Annotated in this window: 17 protein-coding genes; 9 read left to right on the top strand and 8 right to left on the bottom strand. The window is 59.6% G+C overall.

Features of this window, described 5'->3' with window-relative positions:
• The first annotated feature begins 81 nt into the window (after positions 1 to 81).
• From rnhB to TRL7639_RS17030, 3 genes are all read left to right on the top strand, one after another.
• A complete protein-coding gene (gene rnhB, locus TRL7639_RS17040) occupies positions 82 to 699 on the top strand; it encodes a ribonuclease HII (protein ID WP_085797272.1) in 618 nt (205 codons plus the stop codon).
• Between the two features lie 107 nt (positions 700 to 806).
• Entirely contained in the window at positions 807 to 1,910 is a 1,104-nt protein-coding gene (locus tag TRL7639_RS17035) for a site-specific DNA-methyltransferase (protein WP_085797073.1), read from the top strand.
• Positions 1,911 to 2,069: 159 nt separating this feature from the next.
• Positions 2,070 to 3,452 (top strand): adenylate/guanylate cyclase domain-containing protein, encoded by a 1,383-nt coding sequence (locus tag TRL7639_RS17030; RefSeq protein ID WP_085797072.1) that lies wholly within the window; start codon positions 2,070 to 2,072, stop codon positions 3,450 to 3,452.
• A 93-nt stretch (positions 3,453 to 3,545) separates the two neighbouring features.
• Here TRL7639_RS17030 and TRL7639_RS17025 read toward each other — a convergent pair whose 3' ends face one another.
• Positions 3,546 to 4,679, bottom strand: a complete 1,134-nt coding sequence (locus TRL7639_RS17025; RefSeq protein WP_085797071.1) for an alkane 1-monooxygenase — start codon at positions 4,677 to 4,679, stop codon at positions 3,546 to 3,548.
• A gap of 61 nt (positions 4,680 to 4,740) precedes the next feature.
• Positions 4,741 to 5,772 (bottom strand): A/G-specific adenine glycosylase, encoded by a 1,032-nt coding sequence (gene mutY / locus TRL7639_RS17020; RefSeq protein ID WP_110647176.1) that lies wholly within the window; start codon positions 5,770 to 5,772, stop codon positions 4,741 to 4,743.
• A gap of 105 nt (positions 5,773 to 5,877) precedes the next feature.
• Between mutY and TRL7639_RS17015 the strand changes: the two genes are divergently transcribed.
• The 3 genes from TRL7639_RS17015 to TRL7639_RS17005 are packed head-to-tail and all read left to right on the top strand — an operon-like array spanning position 5,878 to position 8,175.
• Positions 5,878 to 6,384 (top strand): DUF721 domain-containing protein, encoded by a 507-nt coding sequence (locus TRL7639_RS17015; protein WP_085797069.1) that lies wholly within the window; start codon positions 5,878 to 5,880, stop codon positions 6,382 to 6,384.
• Positions 6,385 to 6,397: 13 nt separating this feature from the next.
• Positions 6,398 to 7,063 (top strand): DsbA family protein, encoded by a 666-nt coding sequence (locus TRL7639_RS17010; protein WP_085797068.1) that lies wholly within the window; start codon positions 6,398 to 6,400, stop codon positions 7,061 to 7,063.
• The gene (locus tag TRL7639_RS17005) at positions 7,063 to 8,175 is read left to right on the top strand and encodes a CaiB/BaiF CoA transferase family protein (protein ID WP_085797067.1); all 1,113 of its coding nucleotides are present in this window, start codon (positions 7,063 to 7,065) and stop codon (positions 8,173 to 8,175) included. The genes TRL7639_RS17010 and TRL7639_RS17005 overlap by 1 nt, the downstream gene beginning before the upstream one ends.
• Before the next feature lie 279 nt (positions 8,176 to 8,454).
• Here the strand turns inward: TRL7639_RS17005 and lpxK are convergent, their stop codons facing one another.
• From lpxK to TRL7639_RS16980, 5 genes are all read right to left on the bottom strand, one after another.
• The gene (gene lpxK, locus TRL7639_RS17000; RefSeq protein WP_085797066.1) at positions 8,455 to 9,453 is read right to left on the bottom strand and encodes a tetraacyldisaccharide 4'-kinase; all 999 of its coding nucleotides are present in this window, start codon (positions 9,451 to 9,453) and stop codon (positions 8,455 to 8,457) included.
• 1 nt (position 9,454) lies between these two features.
• Positions 9,455 to 10,669 (bottom strand): 3-deoxy-D-manno-octulosonic acid transferase, encoded by a 1,215-nt coding sequence (locus tag TRL7639_RS16995; RefSeq protein WP_085797065.1) that lies wholly within the window; start codon positions 10,667 to 10,669, stop codon positions 9,455 to 9,457.
• 154 nt (positions 10,670 to 10,823) lie between these two features.
• Entirely contained in the window at positions 10,824 to 11,627 is an 804-nt protein-coding gene (locus TRL7639_RS16990) for a 3'(2'),5'-bisphosphate nucleotidase CysQ (protein ID WP_085797064.1), read from the bottom strand.
• Positions 11,614 to 12,960, bottom strand: a complete 1,347-nt coding sequence (locus tag TRL7639_RS16985; RefSeq protein ID WP_085797063.1) for a TldD/PmbA family protein — start codon at positions 12,958 to 12,960, stop codon at positions 11,614 to 11,616. Before TRL7639_RS16985 ends, TRL7639_RS16990 begins: the two co-directional genes overlap by 14 nt.
• A gap of 126 nt (positions 12,961 to 13,086) precedes the next feature.
• Positions 13,087 to 14,616 (bottom strand): DUF2125 domain-containing protein, encoded by a 1,530-nt coding sequence (locus tag TRL7639_RS16980; RefSeq protein ID WP_085797062.1) that lies wholly within the window; start codon positions 14,614 to 14,616, stop codon positions 13,087 to 13,089.
• A gap of 136 nt (positions 14,617 to 14,752) precedes the next feature.
• Here TRL7639_RS16980 and TRL7639_RS16975 point away from each other — a divergent pair, with 136 nt between their 5' ends.
• Genes TRL7639_RS16975 through TRL7639_RS16965 form a run of 3 tightly spaced genes read left to right on the top strand, consistent with a single transcriptional unit; the run spans position 14,753 to position 16,811 of the window.
• On the top strand, positions 14,753 to 15,502 hold the full coding sequence (locus TRL7639_RS16975; RefSeq protein ID WP_085797061.1) for an SDR family oxidoreductase: 750 nt from the start codon (positions 14,753 to 14,755) through the stop codon (positions 15,500 to 15,502).
• Entirely contained in the window at positions 15,499 to 16,107 is a 609-nt protein-coding gene (locus TRL7639_RS16970; protein WP_085797060.1) for an enoyl-CoA hydratase/isomerase family protein, read from the top strand. The genes TRL7639_RS16975 and TRL7639_RS16970 overlap by 4 nt, the downstream gene beginning before the upstream one ends.
• Positions 16,104 to 16,811 (top strand): VOC family protein, encoded by a 708-nt coding sequence (locus TRL7639_RS16965; RefSeq protein ID WP_085797059.1) that lies wholly within the window; start codon positions 16,104 to 16,106, stop codon positions 16,809 to 16,811. The genes TRL7639_RS16970 and TRL7639_RS16965 overlap by 4 nt, the downstream gene beginning before the upstream one ends.
• A 6-nt stretch (positions 16,812 to 16,817) precedes the next feature.
• Here TRL7639_RS16965 and TRL7639_RS16960 read toward each other — a convergent pair whose 3' ends face one another.
• Complete coding sequence (locus TRL7639_RS16960; protein ID WP_085797058.1) at positions 16,818 to 17,144, bottom strand: HNH endonuclease; 327 nt, start codon at positions 17,142 to 17,144, stop codon at positions 16,818 to 16,820.
• Positions 17,145 to 17,148 lie beyond the last annotated feature (4 nt).

Genomic DNA, 17,148 nt, shown 5'->3' with positions numbered 1-17,148 from the left:
AACGGCGCCAGGGGGAGAGAGGACAACCTCTCTCCCCCTTTTGGCTTGCTATTGGCGGGCAGACAGGTTTTTCCGGTTGCCATGACACAGCCAGATTACGAAATGGAGCGGGTGCTACGCGCCCAAGGATACCTACGGATAGCGGGGGTGGACGAGGTAGGTCGTGGCCCCTTGGCCGGGCCTGTAACGGCGGCAGCGGTGATCCTGAACCCTGATGACATCCCTGAAGGGTTGAATGACTCCAAAAAGCTGACAGCCAAGAAACGCGAAGCGCTAGAGACAGCCATCTATGCGCAGGCTGAGGTGTCCATCGCCCATGCCACAGTGGAAGAAATTGATCGAATCAACATCCTCAAAGCCTCGCATCTGGCGATGGAACGGGCTGTGGCGGAACTGAATCCGCCCCCCGACTACCTGCTGATCGACGGAAATCTGATTCCTCAAGGGCTGCGGACTCGATCCGAGGCCGTGGTCAAGGGCGACGGGCGATCCGTGTCGATTGCGGCGGCTTCAATTGTGGCCAAAATATGTCGAGATCGTGTCATGGTGGATTTGGCGCAACAGCATCCCGGTTATGGGTGGGAAACGAACGCGGGATATCCGTCGAAAAAACACCGCGAGGCGCTTCTAAACCTTGGCGTGACCCCACATCATAGACGTTCGTTCAAGCCGGTACACAATATCTTGTATCAAGAGTAAATCATAACCTCATGATTCAAAAAAGAAATTGACCCGGAATCCGGTTTGACTCATCTTTAGGTTAACCAAATGAGCGCAAAAATGCGCCGTGGAACCTGAGGCAGAACATGACGACAACCAAAGTAAAGGGCGCAGCTGCGCTCCCTCTAAACACGATTCTATCTGGGGACTGCATCGAAATGATGAACAGTCTGCCGGAGGCGTCCGTTGATCTGATTTTTGCCGATCCCCCCTATAACTTGCAGCTCAAAGGCCAGCTGCATCGCCCGGACAACAGCCAGGTGGATGCGGTTGATGACCATTGGGATCAGTTTTCGAGTTTTGCTGTTTACGATCAATTTACCCGCGACTGGCTGAAAGCCGCGCGGCGTCTGCTCAAGCCCAACGGGGCGATCTGGGTGATTGGCTCGTACCACAACATCTTCCGTGTGGGCTCGGCCCTGCAGGACGCGGGATACTGGATCTTGAACGATGTGGTCTGGCGCAAGTCGAACCCGATGCCGAACTTCCGCGGCAAACGTTTTACCAACGCGCATGAGACGATGATCTGGGCCTCGAAAGAGGAAGGCGCAAAATACACCTTCAACTATGAGGCGCTCAAGGCGCTGAACGAAGGCATCCAGATGCGCAGCGATTGGGTCATGCCGATTTGTACAGGCCATGAGCGGCTCAAGGATGAAAACGGCGACAAGGCGCATCCGACGCAAAAACCCGAGGCGCTGTTGCACCGCATTCTGGTCGGCTCGACCAAGCCGGGTGATGTGGTTCTGGACCCGTTCTTTGGCACTGGCACCACCGGTGCTGTGGCCAAGATGCTGGGACGCGAATTCATCGGCATCGAGCGCGAAGAGGCGTATCGCAAGGTGGCGCAGAAGCGGATTGCCAAGGTCCGCAAATTCGACCGCGAGGCGCTCGAAGTCAGTGCGTCGAAACGCGCCGAGCCGCGCGTGCCTTTTGGCCAGCTGGTTGAACGTGGCATGCTACGTCCGGGCGAAGAGCTTTATTCCATGAACCAGCGCCACAAGGCCAAGGTACGCGCCGATGGCACGTTGATTGGCGACAATATCAAAGGGTCGATCCATCAGGTCGGTGCGCATCTGGAAAACGCGCCTTCGTGCAACGGCTGGACTTATTGGTGCTTCAAACGCGATGGCAAGACGGTTCCGATCGACGTTCTGCGCCAGCAAATCCGATCCGAGATGCGGAACTAATCCAACAATAGATCAAGAATACCGCCGGTGCCTGTGGCCTGACACATGGCACTACACCTTGCCCCGCCGATCTCGGCGGGGTTTTTTCTTTTTGTCGCAGGGGGTTTTGGGGGGTAAGTTGCTGTCTTATCTCTGTCTCGGACACGAGGGAAAACAACCATGACCGAAACCGCCGCCCCGCAAACGCGCCGCGAGAGGTTCTTTTTCACCCAGCCAGACATTCCAGATGAGGTGAATGAGTATACGCAAGCGGTTCTGGAGCGTCACAAGCGAGAAGGGCTGGAGCTGGCTGTGCGAGCCCGCTGGATCGCGATGGCAATCATTGCGGTGTTCCTGGTCCTCATAAATCCCGCGTGGGAGGTGGTATACTATCATTTCATTCTGGCTTTGGTGGCCTTGAATGGGTGGTTCATCCGTCGCGCAGGTCGGGTCGGGCAATCCGGGCTTGAGTTGCTTTTGCTGTTCCTGGATCTGCTGATAATGACCTTGGGGATGCTGGTCCCGAACCCGCTCAGCGAAGATGTTCGCCCCTTGGCGATGCAGTATCAATTCGACAATTTTCAGTATTTCTTCCTGATCCTGGCGGGCGGCACGCTGGCATACACATGGCGAACGGTGATCGCTATTGGCACTTGGACTGCGGGTATGTGGACGGTGGGCTGGATCGCCATGTGGTGGTTTGCGACTCCGATTCCGGGGCTGTCTGAGCAAGTGACGCGGGCCTTTGCAGGTTATCCGGATGTGGCCGAATTCATGAAGCCCGACAGCGTGATGCCAAGCTTGCGTATTCAGGAAGCTGTTGTTTTCATGATTGTCGCCGTGACGCTGGCCTTTTCGGTGCGCCGCTTCAATCGGCTGTTGCTGAGCAATGCGAGCCTTGAGCGTGAACGCGCGAACCTGTCGCGGTACTTCTCACCGAATGTGGTGGATCAGTTGAGCCAGAACGACGAGCCGCTCAAGCAGGTGCGCAACGAAAACATCGCCGTTTTGTTCATCGACATCGTTGGCTTCACCAAGTTTGCGGCCGACCGGGACCCCTATTCGGTGATCGAACTGCTGCGCGGGTTCCATTCCCGGATGGAGGCCGAGGTGTTTCGTCACAATGGCACGCTCGACAAATACCTGGGCGACGGGTTGATGGCGACTTTTGGCACACCGATATCGGGTGATCGCGATGCGTCGAACGCTCTGGCCTGTGCGCGGTCCATGGTACAGGTGCTCGAGCAGTGGAATGCTGAGCGCAAACGCGCGGGAGAACCAGAAATCCAGGCCGGAATTGGGGTCCACTATGGACCGGCGCTTTTGGGCGATATCGGAGCAAACCGGTTGGAATATGCGGTGATTGGCAATGCGGTGAACGTGGCGGCCAAACTTGAAGGGTTGACGCGGGACTTTGGGGTGAAGTTGGTAATCAGCAGTGACCTGCGTGATCAGGTGATCCGCGAGCATATCTCAGAGTTGGAGTGCCTTGAGGGGCTGGAGTTGCGCTCAGATCAGGGGGTACGTGGTGTGGATGGCCGTATGGATGTCTGGACCTTGTGACGGGGGTGCTCCCGCCCATCGTTGACGCCTGCGGCGTCGCCTCTGGTTGGGCCGGGCAGCGCACCTGCGGTGCGCTGCGGTCGCATTCTCTTGTCAGCGTGGCATCGGGTTGCGTGCCTTGTTGTAGTCCAGCCAATCTGTGATCTCAGGATAGTAGTGTCGCCGCCAACTGCGCACACGCGGGTTCATGACACGACGCCAGAGAGGTGGGATCATCGCCGCGACGGTCATCACTGGATAGCCGTAGGGCAGTTGTGGCGCGTCCTCTTCGGTGTGGTTCTGCAGCAGCGGAAAGCGGCGGTCAGGTTTGTAATGGTGGTCTGAATGTCGCTGCAGATTGATCAACAGCCAATTCGACGCCTTATGTGCCGCGTTCCATGAATGGCGCGGCTGGACCGTCTCATACTTGCCATCGCCCAGGTGCTTTCGCGTCAGCCCATAGTGTTCCACGTAGTTCACCAGTTCCAACTGCCAAATCGCCACCCCGGCCTGCACCAGAAACAGCAGCACACCGCTGAAACCACCCAGCACGAAGGCCAGCAGGATCATCCCTGCTTGGAGCGCCCAATAGCGGAAGAAGGGGTTGCGCAGGTTTGTCCAAGGCAGGCCCTTGCGCGCCAGCATGTCCCTTTCCGCTTTGAACGCGCTGCGCAGGCATTGGATCAAGACGCGGGGGTAGAAACGGTGAAATCCCTCGTTGTAGCGGGCGGTCACTGGGTCGCGTGGGGTGCCGACATAACGGTGATGTACCAACAAATGCTCGGAGCGGAAGTGGCTGTAAAGGACCATGGCCAACAGGATATCGCCCAGGGTCCGCTCGAATCGACTTTTCTGGTGCATCAACTCGTGGCTGTAATTGATGCCGATGGTGCCGGTGATCACGCCGACGCCAAAGAACAGGGCCACCTTCTCCAGGCTGCTCAGATGGGCGCTGTGTGTCGCGTACCAGATCAGGCCAAAGAGCGTCAGGAATTGTATTGGCACCCAAAGCTGCGTAAGCCGGATGTACCAATTCAACTGCCCGTCGGGCGTCTGTGGATCGGCGTTTTCGGTGTTCAGCCCGGTCAGCTGATCGAGGATCGCAAAAGCCCACCATGTCGTCAATGGCACCAGGATCAGGCTCCAGCCACCGGTTATGGCCGCAAACCAAGCCAAAGGGACCAGCAGGATGGAGATCCAGAAGGGCAGGGCGCTTTGCCAACGGTTTAAGATTTCGGGTGCGATCACGATGAGCTCCGCATCAGATTTGCGCGTAGTTTATCGCGGATTTGCCTTTGACTACAGGGTGCTAATGGTCACGCCATAGATCATATGCTTTGCGCATCACAGTGGGCAGGTCCGAGGGGCGAAAGTCGTGTTTGGTAACGATGTGGAGGCCCTTGGGCAGCGGCCCGTCTGCCATCGGCGCAGTCAGCACGACCAGACGCAAATGGAAGTGGGTGAAGGTGTGGCGCACCTCAGCCCCGATATCGTGCCAATCCGCCTCAAACGGGGGCTTGGGGGTCGGGCTTTCAGACCATTCCGATCCGGGCCAGCCCAGCATGCCGCCCAGCAATCCCTTGTCCGGGCGCCGTTCCATCAGCCAGCCGCCTTCGCTATCGCGGGAGATATAGGCATAGCCGTAGCGGGTCGGTTTGGGTTTCTTGGGTGTTTTCTTCGGCAACTCTGCAGCCGTGCCTGCCAGCTGTCCTTGGCAATCGGGCATCAGGGGGCAGATCCCACAGGCCGGGGACTTGGGCGTACACACGGTCGCGCCCAGATCCATCACTGCCTGGGCATGATCACCGGGGCGCTTCGAGGGCGTGTGCCCCTCGGCCAGGTCGCGCAGCCTAGGCTTTGAGCCGGGCAAGGGGTCGTGGATGTCGTGGAACCGGGCCATGACCCGCTCGACGTTGCCGTCCAGAACGGTCTCGGATCGATCAAACGCGATTGAGGCGATGGCCGCGGCGGTGTACGGGCCAATGCCGGGAAGGGTCAGAAGCTCATCATGCGTGTCCGGGAAGATGCCGCCATGGGCCTCGGTCACGTGGCGCGCGCATTTCAGCAGGTTGCGGGCGCGGGCATAGTATCCCAGACCGGCCCATTCCCCCATCACATCCTCATCCCGCGCGGCGGCCAGATCCAATACCGTGGGCCAGCGAGACGTGAAGCGATGAAAGTAGTCTTTGACCGCAGCAACGGTGGTTTGCTGCAGCATGATCTCGGACAGCCATACGCGATACGGGTCAGGAACCACCCCAGCTTGCCGATCCGAGGGAGAGATCCGCCACGGCAATTCGCGCGCATGCACATCGTACCACGCCAATAGCGCGCTGCTCACAACCTTGTGTTCGTGCTTTTGCAAACAATTTTCCCCTGCTCTACGGGTTTCACTGGCACCTGTCCGAGTGCTCTCTACAATAGCGCCAACAGAGTCGGAAACCAGATGAAGCCCAGACGAACGACAACTTACGGGTTCAAACGCACAGGGACGGTGCTCAGCGACCAGATCCGGCGCGCTGGGGAAAGCCGTGGCTTTGCCGTGTCGCGGGTTCTGACCCATTGGGCCGAGATTGTGGGACAGGACATTGCTGCCATCGCGCGGCCTGTAAACGTGGGCTATGGGCGCAATGGCTTTGGCGCGACACTGACGGTGCTGACCACTGGGCCACAGGCGCCGATGCTGGAAATGCAAAAAGAGCGGTTGAGGGAAAAGGTGAACGCGGCCTACGGGTACAACGCGATCAGCCGCATCCGTATCACCCAGACCGCGCCCACCGGATTTGCCGAGGGGCAGGCCAGCTTCGGGCACAAACCGAAGCCAGCGGAACCCAAGATCAACCCCGAGGTCGTGACTGCCGCGCGCGATGCGGCCGATGGGGTCGAAAGTGACGATTTGCGGGCGGCTCTTGAACGTTTGGGCCGCAACATCCTATCTAAGAAAAAACACTGAGAAAGGGCGAGGTATGACCCGTTTTGGAACAATCTTTTGTGCTGCCGTGGCAATCGCTGCGGGCGGGTATTGGCTGAGCACGTCGCAAAGCCCGCTGCCCAGCAACCCGCTGGTGGGTGCAGCCCATGCGCAAGAGACCGAGATCGACACATCCACCGTCATCGAGATGGTGCAGGGCGCCGAAGACGCGCCGGTCGAAATCATTGAATACGCCTCTTATACGTGTCCGCATTGTGCGGCGTTTCACGAAGGGCCGTACAAGCAGCTCAAGAAGGATTTCATCGACACCGGTAAGGTGAAATTCATCTACCGTGAGGTGTATTTCGATGCGCCTGGGGTTTGGGCCTCGATGATTGCGCGTTGTGCTGGACCCGAGAAGTTTTTTGGTGTCAATGATCTGATCTATTCGAGCCAATCCGAATGGGCGAGGGCCGGTGGCCCGTCCGAGATTGCCGACGCGCTTCGCAAGATCGGCCGCATCGCGGGTCTGGATACTGAAACGCTGGAGGCGTGCTTGTCGGATGCCGGCAAAGCGCAGACTCTGGTGGCGTGGTATCAGGAAAACGCGCAACGCGACGGGATCGAAAGCACCCCAAGCTTCATCGTCAACGGCGAAAAGGTCTCGAACCAGTCTTATGCCGATTTCAAGGCCCTGATCGAAGCCGAGCTGGGCAGCTGATGACGGCACCGCTGGCGGGCCTCAAGGTCATCGAACTGGCTCGTATTCTGGCCGGCCCTTGGGCCGGTCAAACGCTGTCTGACCTAGGGGCCGAAGTGATCAAGGTCGAGTCCCCCGCTGGCGATGACACCCGCGCCTGGGGGCCGCCCTTTGTGACGCGGGATGAGGATGAAGCGGCTGCTTATTTTCACTCAACGAACCGGGGTAAATCCTCGGTCACGGTCGATTTTGCGTCCCCCGAGGGCCAAGCGCAAGTGCGCGAGATGGTCCGCAACGCCGACATATTGATCGAGAACTTCAAGGTTGGTGGGCTGGCGAAATACGGTCTGGATTACGACAGCTTGAAAGAGGTCAATCCGCGCCTGATTTACTGCTCGATCACCGGTTTTGGGCAAGATGGGCCTTATGCGCACCGGGCGGGTTATGACTTTATCATTCAAGGCATGTCCGGCTTGATGTCAATTACGGGTGAGCCGGACGGTCAACCTCAGAAATCAGGTGTTGCCATCACCGACATCTTCACCGGCATCTATGCCGTGTCGGGCATTCTGGCGGCGTTGCATCAACGCGAGACAACGGGTCGGGGCCAGCATGTGGACATGGCCTTGCTGGATGTCGCAGTTGCGGTGACCGCCAATCAGGCTCTGAATTATCTGACCACCGGCAAGGCGCCGGAACGGATGGGCAATGCCCATGTGAACCTGACGCCCTATCAGGTGTTCGATTGCGCCGATGGTCACATCATCATCGCAACTGGCAACGATCGTCAGTACCAGCGGTTGTGCAAGATTCTGGACCTCGAAGACATGGCCGAAGCGCCCGAGTTCCTGCGCAACAAGGACAGGATCGCGAACCGCCGAGTCATGATTGCCCGTCTGAATGGCGCAACGGCGCAACGCAGCAAAGCCGACCTGCTAGCGGCCTGTGAAGCGCAGGGTGTTCCCGCCGGCCCGATCAACACGCTGGACGAGGTTATGGCCGACCCGCAGATCATCGCGCGTGGAATGCAGATCGAGTTGGACGGCGTGCCCGGCGTCCGGTCTCCGTTCCGCTTTTCTGACGCAGAACTTGCACTGCATCGCCCGGCTCCAAAGCTGGGTGAAGATAACTAGCGGTTTTCACCAAGCTCGGAGGGATCCCGCGCCCGAGCGATCCTGACTTCGTCAGCACCGCTAGCGGCCTTGGGCCGGGCGCCGAGCGATGCCCGGCGCCGGCGCGTGTGGCACACGTCGCCGTCATTAGGCTGGCAATCGAACTCTTTTACACCCTCCAGAGACTACAGATGATGTAAGCGCCACCCGCCGCGCCGAAGGCGCGGCCGGGCCCAACGGGAGGAGGTGTTTCGTCAGAAACATCGACGACGGGCGGGAGCACCTCCGTTCCCTTTGTTCTCAAGGTGCAGGAGCGGCGCGCAGCATCATCTCGGTCAAGCGTTCGCCGTCATGTACATGCAAGCGAACTGGCAGGGTGATTACCTTGCTGCGAAAGGCAGGTGGCAATCGCACTGCGTCTTTTTCTGTTGTGACCATTTGGGCGCCCAACAGTTTCGCTTCTCCTTCGAGGCGCGTCATCAAAGCTTGGGTCAAGGGCTGATGGTCATCCAACGGCTCGGCGCGGCGCAGTTCGGCGCCTTGGTCCCGGAGCGTGCGAAAGAACTTGGTCGGATTGCCGATGCCGGCAAACGCCAGCACAGGGGTGTCGGACCAATCCATACCGGTTTGAAGCGGCCGAACCTCTCCGCTGACATGTGGAACGCTCAGTGAACCACCCCAGGCGTCGACGAACGAGGTTTGCGCGTCCGTATCCCCAAGTGACAACACCACATCGGCACGGGCCAGTCCCACGTCGACCGGCTCACGCAAGGGACCGGCAGGCAGGCAGAGACCGTTGCCAAACCCCTGGGCGGCGTCCACAACGATGATAGAGAGGTCTTTCTTGACGCTGGGGTTCTGGAACCCATCGTCCAGGACAATCACCGTCGCCCCAAAGTCAGCCGCCGCCTGCGCGCCAGCGGCGCGATCTTTGGCGACCCAGACTTCGGCAAATGCAGCCACCAGCAGGGGTTCGTCACCCACCTGAACAGCATCGTGTTTGCCTGGCTCAACCCGAACCGGCCCTTCGAGCGTTCCGCCATAGCCACGAGTAACCACATGCGGCTCGTGCCCTGCGTTGCGCAGCTGTTCGATGACCCAGATCACGGTTGGTGTTTTGCCTGTGCCACCTGCATTCAGATTGCCAACGCAGATCACCGGAACGCCGGGATCCAGGGGCGCTCGTTTGGCGATCCGGCGCGCGGTTGCCGCCGCATAGAGCGCGCCCAGGGGACGCAAGCACCAAGCGCGCCAATCCAATCGATCAGGGGCGGTGTTCCAGAAGTTGGGCGGTCTCATGCTATCGGTCCTGTTCGTCCAGTTTGTCCTGTATCAGGTCAATCAGCTGATCCGTCAAATGCGCCCCTTCGGTCACCACCTGCCAGCCGGCCAACGCTACGGCGGCTGCCTGATCCGGGGCCAACAGCTGTACAACACCTGATCCCAGATCATTGGCATTGCGCACCGCGCGCGCAGCCCCGGCAGACGCCAGACGCGCGTAGGTGTCAATGTGACCCTGTACGTGCGACCCATAAAGAACCGCTGACCCCAGGGCGACAGCAGTCAGCGGGTCTTGCCCCCCGGCGCCGGGTTCTAGCGAGCTTCCCAGAAAGGTCACGGGTGCAACGCGATACCATAGCTCCAGATCCTCGGCGACCGTGCTCAGGACCACTTGGGTGGTGTCCTCGATCTCGTCGCCCGCATCCCAATCGGCGCAGCGCAGATCCATGGCAGCCAGCCGCGCCTTCAACGGGTTGGCCTCGGAAGGGTCAGCAACGTGCAGGACCAACAGCAGCCGATGCAGGTACCGCAGTGCATGCCGGTGGGCGATCAAGATCGAAATGAACTCGCTGTCTTGCGACCAGGCGGACAACCACACGGGTCGCCCGGCCAAAGTTTGATTGGTTTCGGCCAGTTCCTCTTCGGGCCAGGGGCGGGGATTTGGGCTCACCTGTAACGCGGCAGAGACCGATACTTTGCCTGACCCGATGCCTGCACGGCGAACATAACGGGCCGATGCCTCGCTATCGGTCAGGATCGTGTCGAAGCAATCCAGCGTGGTGCGCAGCAAATCGGGCAGCCAACGGTGGCGCCGTAAGTGCAGTTCGCTTTCAACTGCGCCGAGCAGGATCATGGGCACGCGGTTTTCGGCAGCTTGGCTGATCAAGTTGGGCTGTAGCGATCCGCCGGTCCAGATGCAGATATCCGGTCGCCAATGGCTGAGAAAACCACGTACCGCGCCAGGGTGATCCTGGGGCAGTTCAACCGCGTTGAGCAGATGTCGAGGCCAACGCCTGCTTTCCGAGGCAGGAGGACGCGTGAACAGCACGCTGAGCTCCGGTCTTTGTTGCATCAACCGACCGCTCAAGTCTTGCAGTGCTGCAAGTCGTTCGGGTGTTGTGGCATGAAACCAAATCAATGGCCCGTCCGGACGCGCGTCGGGTAGCTGCTCGGGGGACTGCTGTCCACCCCAAGACAACGCACGGTATGCTGTCAGGCTAAGAGACCGCGCCATGGATCAAAACGCCAAATGTTGCTGGACCGGCCTTGGGTCGGCAAGCTGTTTGAGCATAAAGCGGTCCATAGAAATGTTCCTTGAGCGCCATGGGGCCGAGTTGACTGCAACCTACGAAATCCGCGAGTTCAGTCAATTGTCGCAGAGACAGAGGTCAATGTCCCGGAATACCTGAACTGTCAGGGTTCAATGCGGCGCTGAGCTTGGTGTGGAGCAGTTGCCCCCCTGCGACGACACCGCTGAGCTTGGGTTGCGGATTGTTAAACCGCAGCGGCGCGCCGAAACGGTCAGTGCACTGGCCGCCCGCCTCGCGAATGATCAAATCACCGGCGGCGATGTCCCATTCCCAGCTGGGGCGCAATGTCAGCATGCCGTTGAACCGCCCCTGAGCCACCAAGGCCATGCGATAGGCCAGTGACGGGCGATAGGCGCGCCCAAAGTCGGGCACTTGGCCGCCCCGCCAATGGGTGCTGTTCAAGTTGGGTTTGGCTGCCAGCACCTGGGCTTCGGTCAGGTTTGCTGTGTCGGTGACCGTAATCAGATCGCCGTTGAGCGTTGCACCCTGCCCGGTCGCGGCTGCAAAGAGCATGTCACGCTGTGGAAGATAAACCACGGCGGCCGTGGTAACCCCGTTCTCGCAAATTGCCAGCGAATGCGCCCAGGTGCGCGAGCCTTCGGCAAAGCTGCGGGTGCCGTCGATTGGGTCGATGACAAAGACGCGGGACCGGTCCAGGCGATCGGTGCTGTCTTCGGTCTCTTCCGACAGCCAGCCATAATCCGGCCGGGCGGCGGGCAATGTGTCCTCGAGCATTTCATTTACGGCCAGATCCGCCTCGGTCACGGGGCCTGCACCGTCGGGTTTTTCCCAACGCTTGGCTTCTTTCCCGGAATAGCGTGAAGCGATTTTACCCGCTTCAAGCGCGGCATCGACAAGTAGTGACAGATCAGTTCCCGGCAAGCGTCATCCCTTCGATCAAGAGCGAGGGTACAACGCGTGACAGATAGCCCCGCGCGTCGTTGGCCGGGATTATCCGCATCAGCATGTCACGCAGGTTACCCGCGATGGTGCATTCGTTGACCGGGTGGGTTATTTCACCGTTTTCGACCCAGAATCCGGATGCGCCACGTGAATAGTCACCCGTGTTGGGGTTGATCGTCGATCCGATCATCGAAGTGACCAACAGGCCGGTTCCCATGTCGCGCAATAGATCCACGCGGCTTTGATTGCCTTGGGTCAGTTCCAGGTTCCAGTTGCTGGGTGACGGGGGCGAAGAGACTCCGCGCGCTGCGTTGGCGGTGGATGCCATATCCAGCTTACGCGCGCTGGACAGATCCAGCGTCCAGCCGGTGAGCATCCCGTTTTCCACGACGGCGCGACGTTGCGTGGGCAGGCCTTCGGCATCAAAGGGCCGGGACCCTGGTACACGAGGGCGGTGGGGATCCTCGATCACCGACAGATGATCTGGCAGGACCTGCTGCCCCATCGAGTCCTTGAGCCAGGAGGACCCGCGCGCGATTGCAGCCCCGTTGCTGGCCGCCATCAGGTGGCCAATCAAGGATGATGAAATCCGCTCGTCGAAGAGCACCGGATAGGTGCCCGTTTCGGGTTTGCGGGCGCCCACCAATTGAACGGCGCGCTCACCTGCTGTTCGTCCGATTTCCACTGGATTGCGCAGATCGGACTGAAAACAGCGGCTGTCACCGTCATAGTCACGCTCCATCCCGGTTCCGGTGCCTGAGATCGCAACGCAGGACACCGACCGCCCGGTGCGTGCATAACCGCCCGAAAACCCGTTGGTTGCGGCCAGGTGCACGCGGTGCTCGCCATACCCTGCGCCAGCGTCCGAGACCTGCGAGACACCCTCGACAGCGGCCGCGGCGGCTTCGGCAGCGAGTGCGTCTTCTTTCAGGGCCTCAGGGGTTGGTTCCGCCGTGGGATCAAACAGCTCGAGCGTGTCATAATCCCAATCCTGCGCAATCTGCGATGGATCAGCCAGACCGGTATAGGGGTCTTCGGGCGCTTCTTTTGCCATCGCCACGGCCCGTTCTGCCATGGCATGCATGGTTTCAGGGCGCGCGTCCGAGCTTGAGACGATGGCCTGTCGTTGCCCCAAAAAAACCCGCAACCCCAGGTCGCTACCTTCGGACCGTTCGGCCATTTCCAAGGCGCCGTTGCGGACATCGACCGATACCGATGTGCCCCGGATCACGATGGCATCCGCCGCTTCGGCTCCGGCCTTGCAGGCGGCGTCAATCAGGGCGTGGCTCAGCTCTTCTGGGGTTTGCGACATCCGGCCTCTCGTTGTGTTTTTCGGGCTACCCCTTGGACCTAGCCTTGCAGGCAGAGCCCTGCAAGCCCCACCCGGAAAAGAAAAGGGCCACCCAAAGGCAGCCCTGATCGTGAACTGTCAAAGCGGTTACTTGATCCGCTGTCCGTTGGCGACGATGTGACCTTGTTTGTTGATCTCGATCGTCGATTTCAGCGTATCGGGCGCGTCACCCGGTACCGCCAGCAGGCCCATCATCATCCGCGCGCCCATGGCGTCCTGATCCGAGACGAACCCCATCGCGATCAGCTTGTCGATCAAAGCGTTGGCGCCGCTGATTTCCAGGTTGGCGACACCCGAAGGTGCAGGCATGCCGTCAAAAGCTTCGAGGTTCGAGTTGTCGAATTCGAAATCACCAGTACCTGCCAGCTTGGCGCCAACCAGCGAAACCAGAAGTTCGTTGATCTTGAGTGTGTTCAACTCACCCGGTGCGGCGCCGGTTTTTTCCAAGGTTTCGGCCACGGCCGGATCCAGAAAGTCGACCAGAACCTTGGCCGTGCCAGAGGTGTCCAGCGCCACTGTGGCCGGGTCACGCGGCAGTGCGCCTGCCGGGTCGAACATGCCCCAGATCATGTCGGACATGGTGAAATCGGTCAGGTTCATACCAAAGGCAAAGGGCTGAGGTGCATCGCCCGCCTGGATCGGCATGTCCAGTTTGAAGCCCGACTTGGCCATTTTTAGGTCGATCGGAAACGGCAGTTCCGACACGGTGACAGAGATTTCAGCGCCGCTTTGGCTCAGATCATAAAGCAGGTGGTTGCTGTCCATCGCAAAGCGGAAATCGCCGCCGGTGGATTTCGAGCTCATGGCGAATTGGTCGCCATCTCCGCTGCCTTGCATCGCGCCGTTGCCGGATTTGTAGCTGAACGCGCCATCAAACTTGAAGCCCGAGTTTAGGAAGGCGCTGTAATCGGCAGCGTTGATTTCGTTCGGGATCGAACCAGAACCGGTATAGCTGACGTCGGCCACCGAGCCCGAGAAATTGCCAGCGTCGTCCGATTCGGGGTCATCGAATGCAATGTCATAGGTGACGTTGCCCGCAGTCATACTCTGGGCAATGTCGCGCATGGTGTCGCCGATTTTCATCTGCGACGTTCCAGCCAGCGCATCCAAGACAAAGCTGACGTCCACCGCCCCTTCAGGCACGGTTTCGCCTTCTGCCTCAATCGAGGCCAGCGACACTGCATTCTTCTCGACCGAATAGGTATAGGTCATGTCAGTGGGGGTTCCCGAGACAACCATCACCATGTTGGTCAGCGTGTAGTCCAGAACCACTTTGACCGGATCTTCGCCTTCGGCTGCAATGTTCACGCTCACAGGGAATTGTTCGGGCATACCGATGGCCACGGTTCCATCACCGTTTTCGGTGAACGTGACCTCGGGCATGATTAGTTCAAAGCTGGCTTCGGCATCGGGGATCGCCATCGCCATCGTCATGTCCGAGACTGTGGTTACGTTGCCGGATGTGCTTTCTCCGCCAGAGATGGAATAGCCCATTCCACCCATGTACGCTTTCCAATCGGACCAAACGTCATTCGCGGTCAAATCGGCCCATGCACCTTGGGTTGCGACGGCATAAGCTATGGCGGCGCCGGCAGAGCGGCGGAAGAAAACAGACATAATAGAACCCTTCTCTATCAAAATTTGCCGTTATCGTCGGCCCTTAGGCGGCGGTCGTCAAGGGGGGAGGGGCTGGACGCTTTCCCCTTGGCTCGGTACGACTTGGCGCAAATGGGACAACCAAGGGGACGGGGATATGAATATGCTGGGCAAAACGGTTCTAATCACGGGGGCAAGCCGCGGTATAGGTGCCGAGGCTGGGCGGATTTTCGCTGCTGCGGGGGCCAATGTTGTCCTCGTTGCGCGAGGTGAGGCGCAAATCACTGCTTTGGCTGAGGAAATTGGGGGGCAGGCTCTGGCTGTCTCTTGCGACGTCAGCAATTATGGTCAGGTGAAGGCGTCCATTCAGGCGGCGGTTGACCAATTTGGCGGGCTGGACGTTCTGATTGGAAATGCAGGTGTGATCGAACCTATCGCGCGGTTGTCCGACAGCGATCCGTCGGGCTGGGGACAGGCCATCGATATCAACCTCAAGGGTGTCTATTACGGCATGCATGCTGCCCTTTCCGAGATGAAGAAGGCTGGCGGCGGCACCATCATCACGATCAGCTCGGGCGCGGCCCATGGCCCGGTCGAGGCCTGGAGCCACTATTGCTCATCAAAGGCGGGGGCGGCGATGCTGACCGCCTGCCTGGACAAGGAAGAGCGTGAGAACGGCATCCGTGCCATGGGCCTGTCGCCAGGCACGGTCGCAACTCAGATGCAACGCGAGATCAAGGCCAGCGGTATCAATCCGGTCAGTCAATTGGATTGGGAGGTTCATGTTCCCGCCGATTGGCCTGCCCGTGCCCTGTTGTGGATGTGTTCGGCGGACGCAGACGAATTTGTGGGCACCGAAATCTCGCTGCGTGACGAAGGCATCCGTGCTCGGGTCGGTCTGACATGATCGAACTGGAAAAAGACGGTGGGCTTTGGATCGCAACCATCAACCGCCCGGACAAAGCCAATTCCTTGACCGAAGCCATGCTCGAAGAGTTGGTGCAGATTGCCGAAGCCGCGACTGAGGCCAAGGCGTTGATCCTGACCGGACAGGGCAAGGTGTTCAGTGCCGGCGCCGACCTGGATGAGGCACGCGCAGGCCTTGCGACCTCGGACTTGTGGGAGCGGTTGTCGAGCGCCATTGCTGCGTTGCCATGCCTTACGATTGCGGCCTTGAACGGCACGCTGGCAGGTGGGGCAAACGGCATGGCGTTGGCCTGTGATCTGCGGATCGCGGTGCCAAGTGCCAAGTTCTTCTATCCAGTCATGAAGTTGGGGTTTCTGCCGCAGGCCTCTGACCCGGTGCGCATGAAGGCTTTGATCGGCCCTGCACGGACCAAGATGATCCTGATGGCAGGGCAAAAGATCACGGCGGATGAGGCCTATGCCTATGGCTTGGTGGACCGGGTGGTCGAGCCTGATGCGCTCATGTCCACGGCCCGCGACCTGACGGCAGACGTCGTTGCGGCCAAGCCCGAGATTGCCATGGGCATTGCCGAGATGTGCCGATGAGCCTGAACGCCCTGCGCCTGCGTGTCGCCGACCCCAAGGGACTGGCGGCATTTTATCGGGACACCCTTGGAATGCAGGCGCGCGCCGACGGGGATGCGTGGCGCGTTGGCTATGTTGGTGTGGACGCGGATTTGGTGTTGGTGCCGAGTGGCGGGGGGTACACCCACGACCGGGGGCAGCGGTATTGGAAGATCGGAATCACCCTTCCGAATGTCGATCTGGCAGTTGACGCCTTACGCGCGGCCGGTGTCGAGGTCTCAGACCCGCGCCAGTTTCTGGACATTGGATACATGGCACATCTGTCCGATCCCGAAGGGTTCGTGATCGAGCTGTTGCAGCATGATTTTGAAGGCAACCGACCTGATGGGGCGGGCGACGCCGAAGCCCCGTTTGCGCAGGCGTGCATCGGGCAAATCACACTTAGAACCGGGGACATACAGGCCGAAGATCAGCGGTGCCGTGATCTGGGCATGCGCCTGTTGTCCGTGCAGGATGTCGAACCTTACGGGTTCGACCTGCATTTCTATGCTTTCACCAGCGATCAACCCCCAAATTCGGACCTGTGGGCCGTCAAAAACCGCGAATGGTTGTGGAAACGGCCTTATACAACGCTTGAGTTTCAGCACATCGCTGACGCGTCCTTTGCTCCGGTGCCCGACTTTCTTGGAATTGAGATCGGCGGTCAACCGGACCCCTACACCTAACAGTCATCACCTTTTTCGGCGTCTCCCCGGAACTTTGGAACGAAAACCGGGGGGACGTTTACGCACCCAGTTCAGGAATTTATCCAGCCTCGGATGCGCCCGCAACGCCTCGACCGTGGCATAGGAGCGCGCCAGTTCTGCTTCGGTCAACGTGGCGTGAATCTCTTTGTGGCAGATCTGATGCAACAGCACGGTCGGGCCGCCCTTGCCACCTTTGAGCTTGGGGATCAGATGGTGCAGGCTGCCGTCCCCTTCGGGGATCGGCCGATCACATAAAGGGCACACCGGCACATCTGCGGGGAAGGTGTCAGGGTTTTTTTCCTTGTTCGGCATCGGT

The sequence above is a fragment of the Falsiruegeria litorea R37 genome (assembly GCF_900172225.1).
In the GTDB taxonomy this organism is placed as follows: domain Bacteria; phylum Pseudomonadota; class Alphaproteobacteria; order Rhodobacterales; family Rhodobacteraceae; genus Falsiruegeria; species Falsiruegeria litorea.
This window is presented reverse-complemented; position numbering and strand designations above follow the sequence as displayed.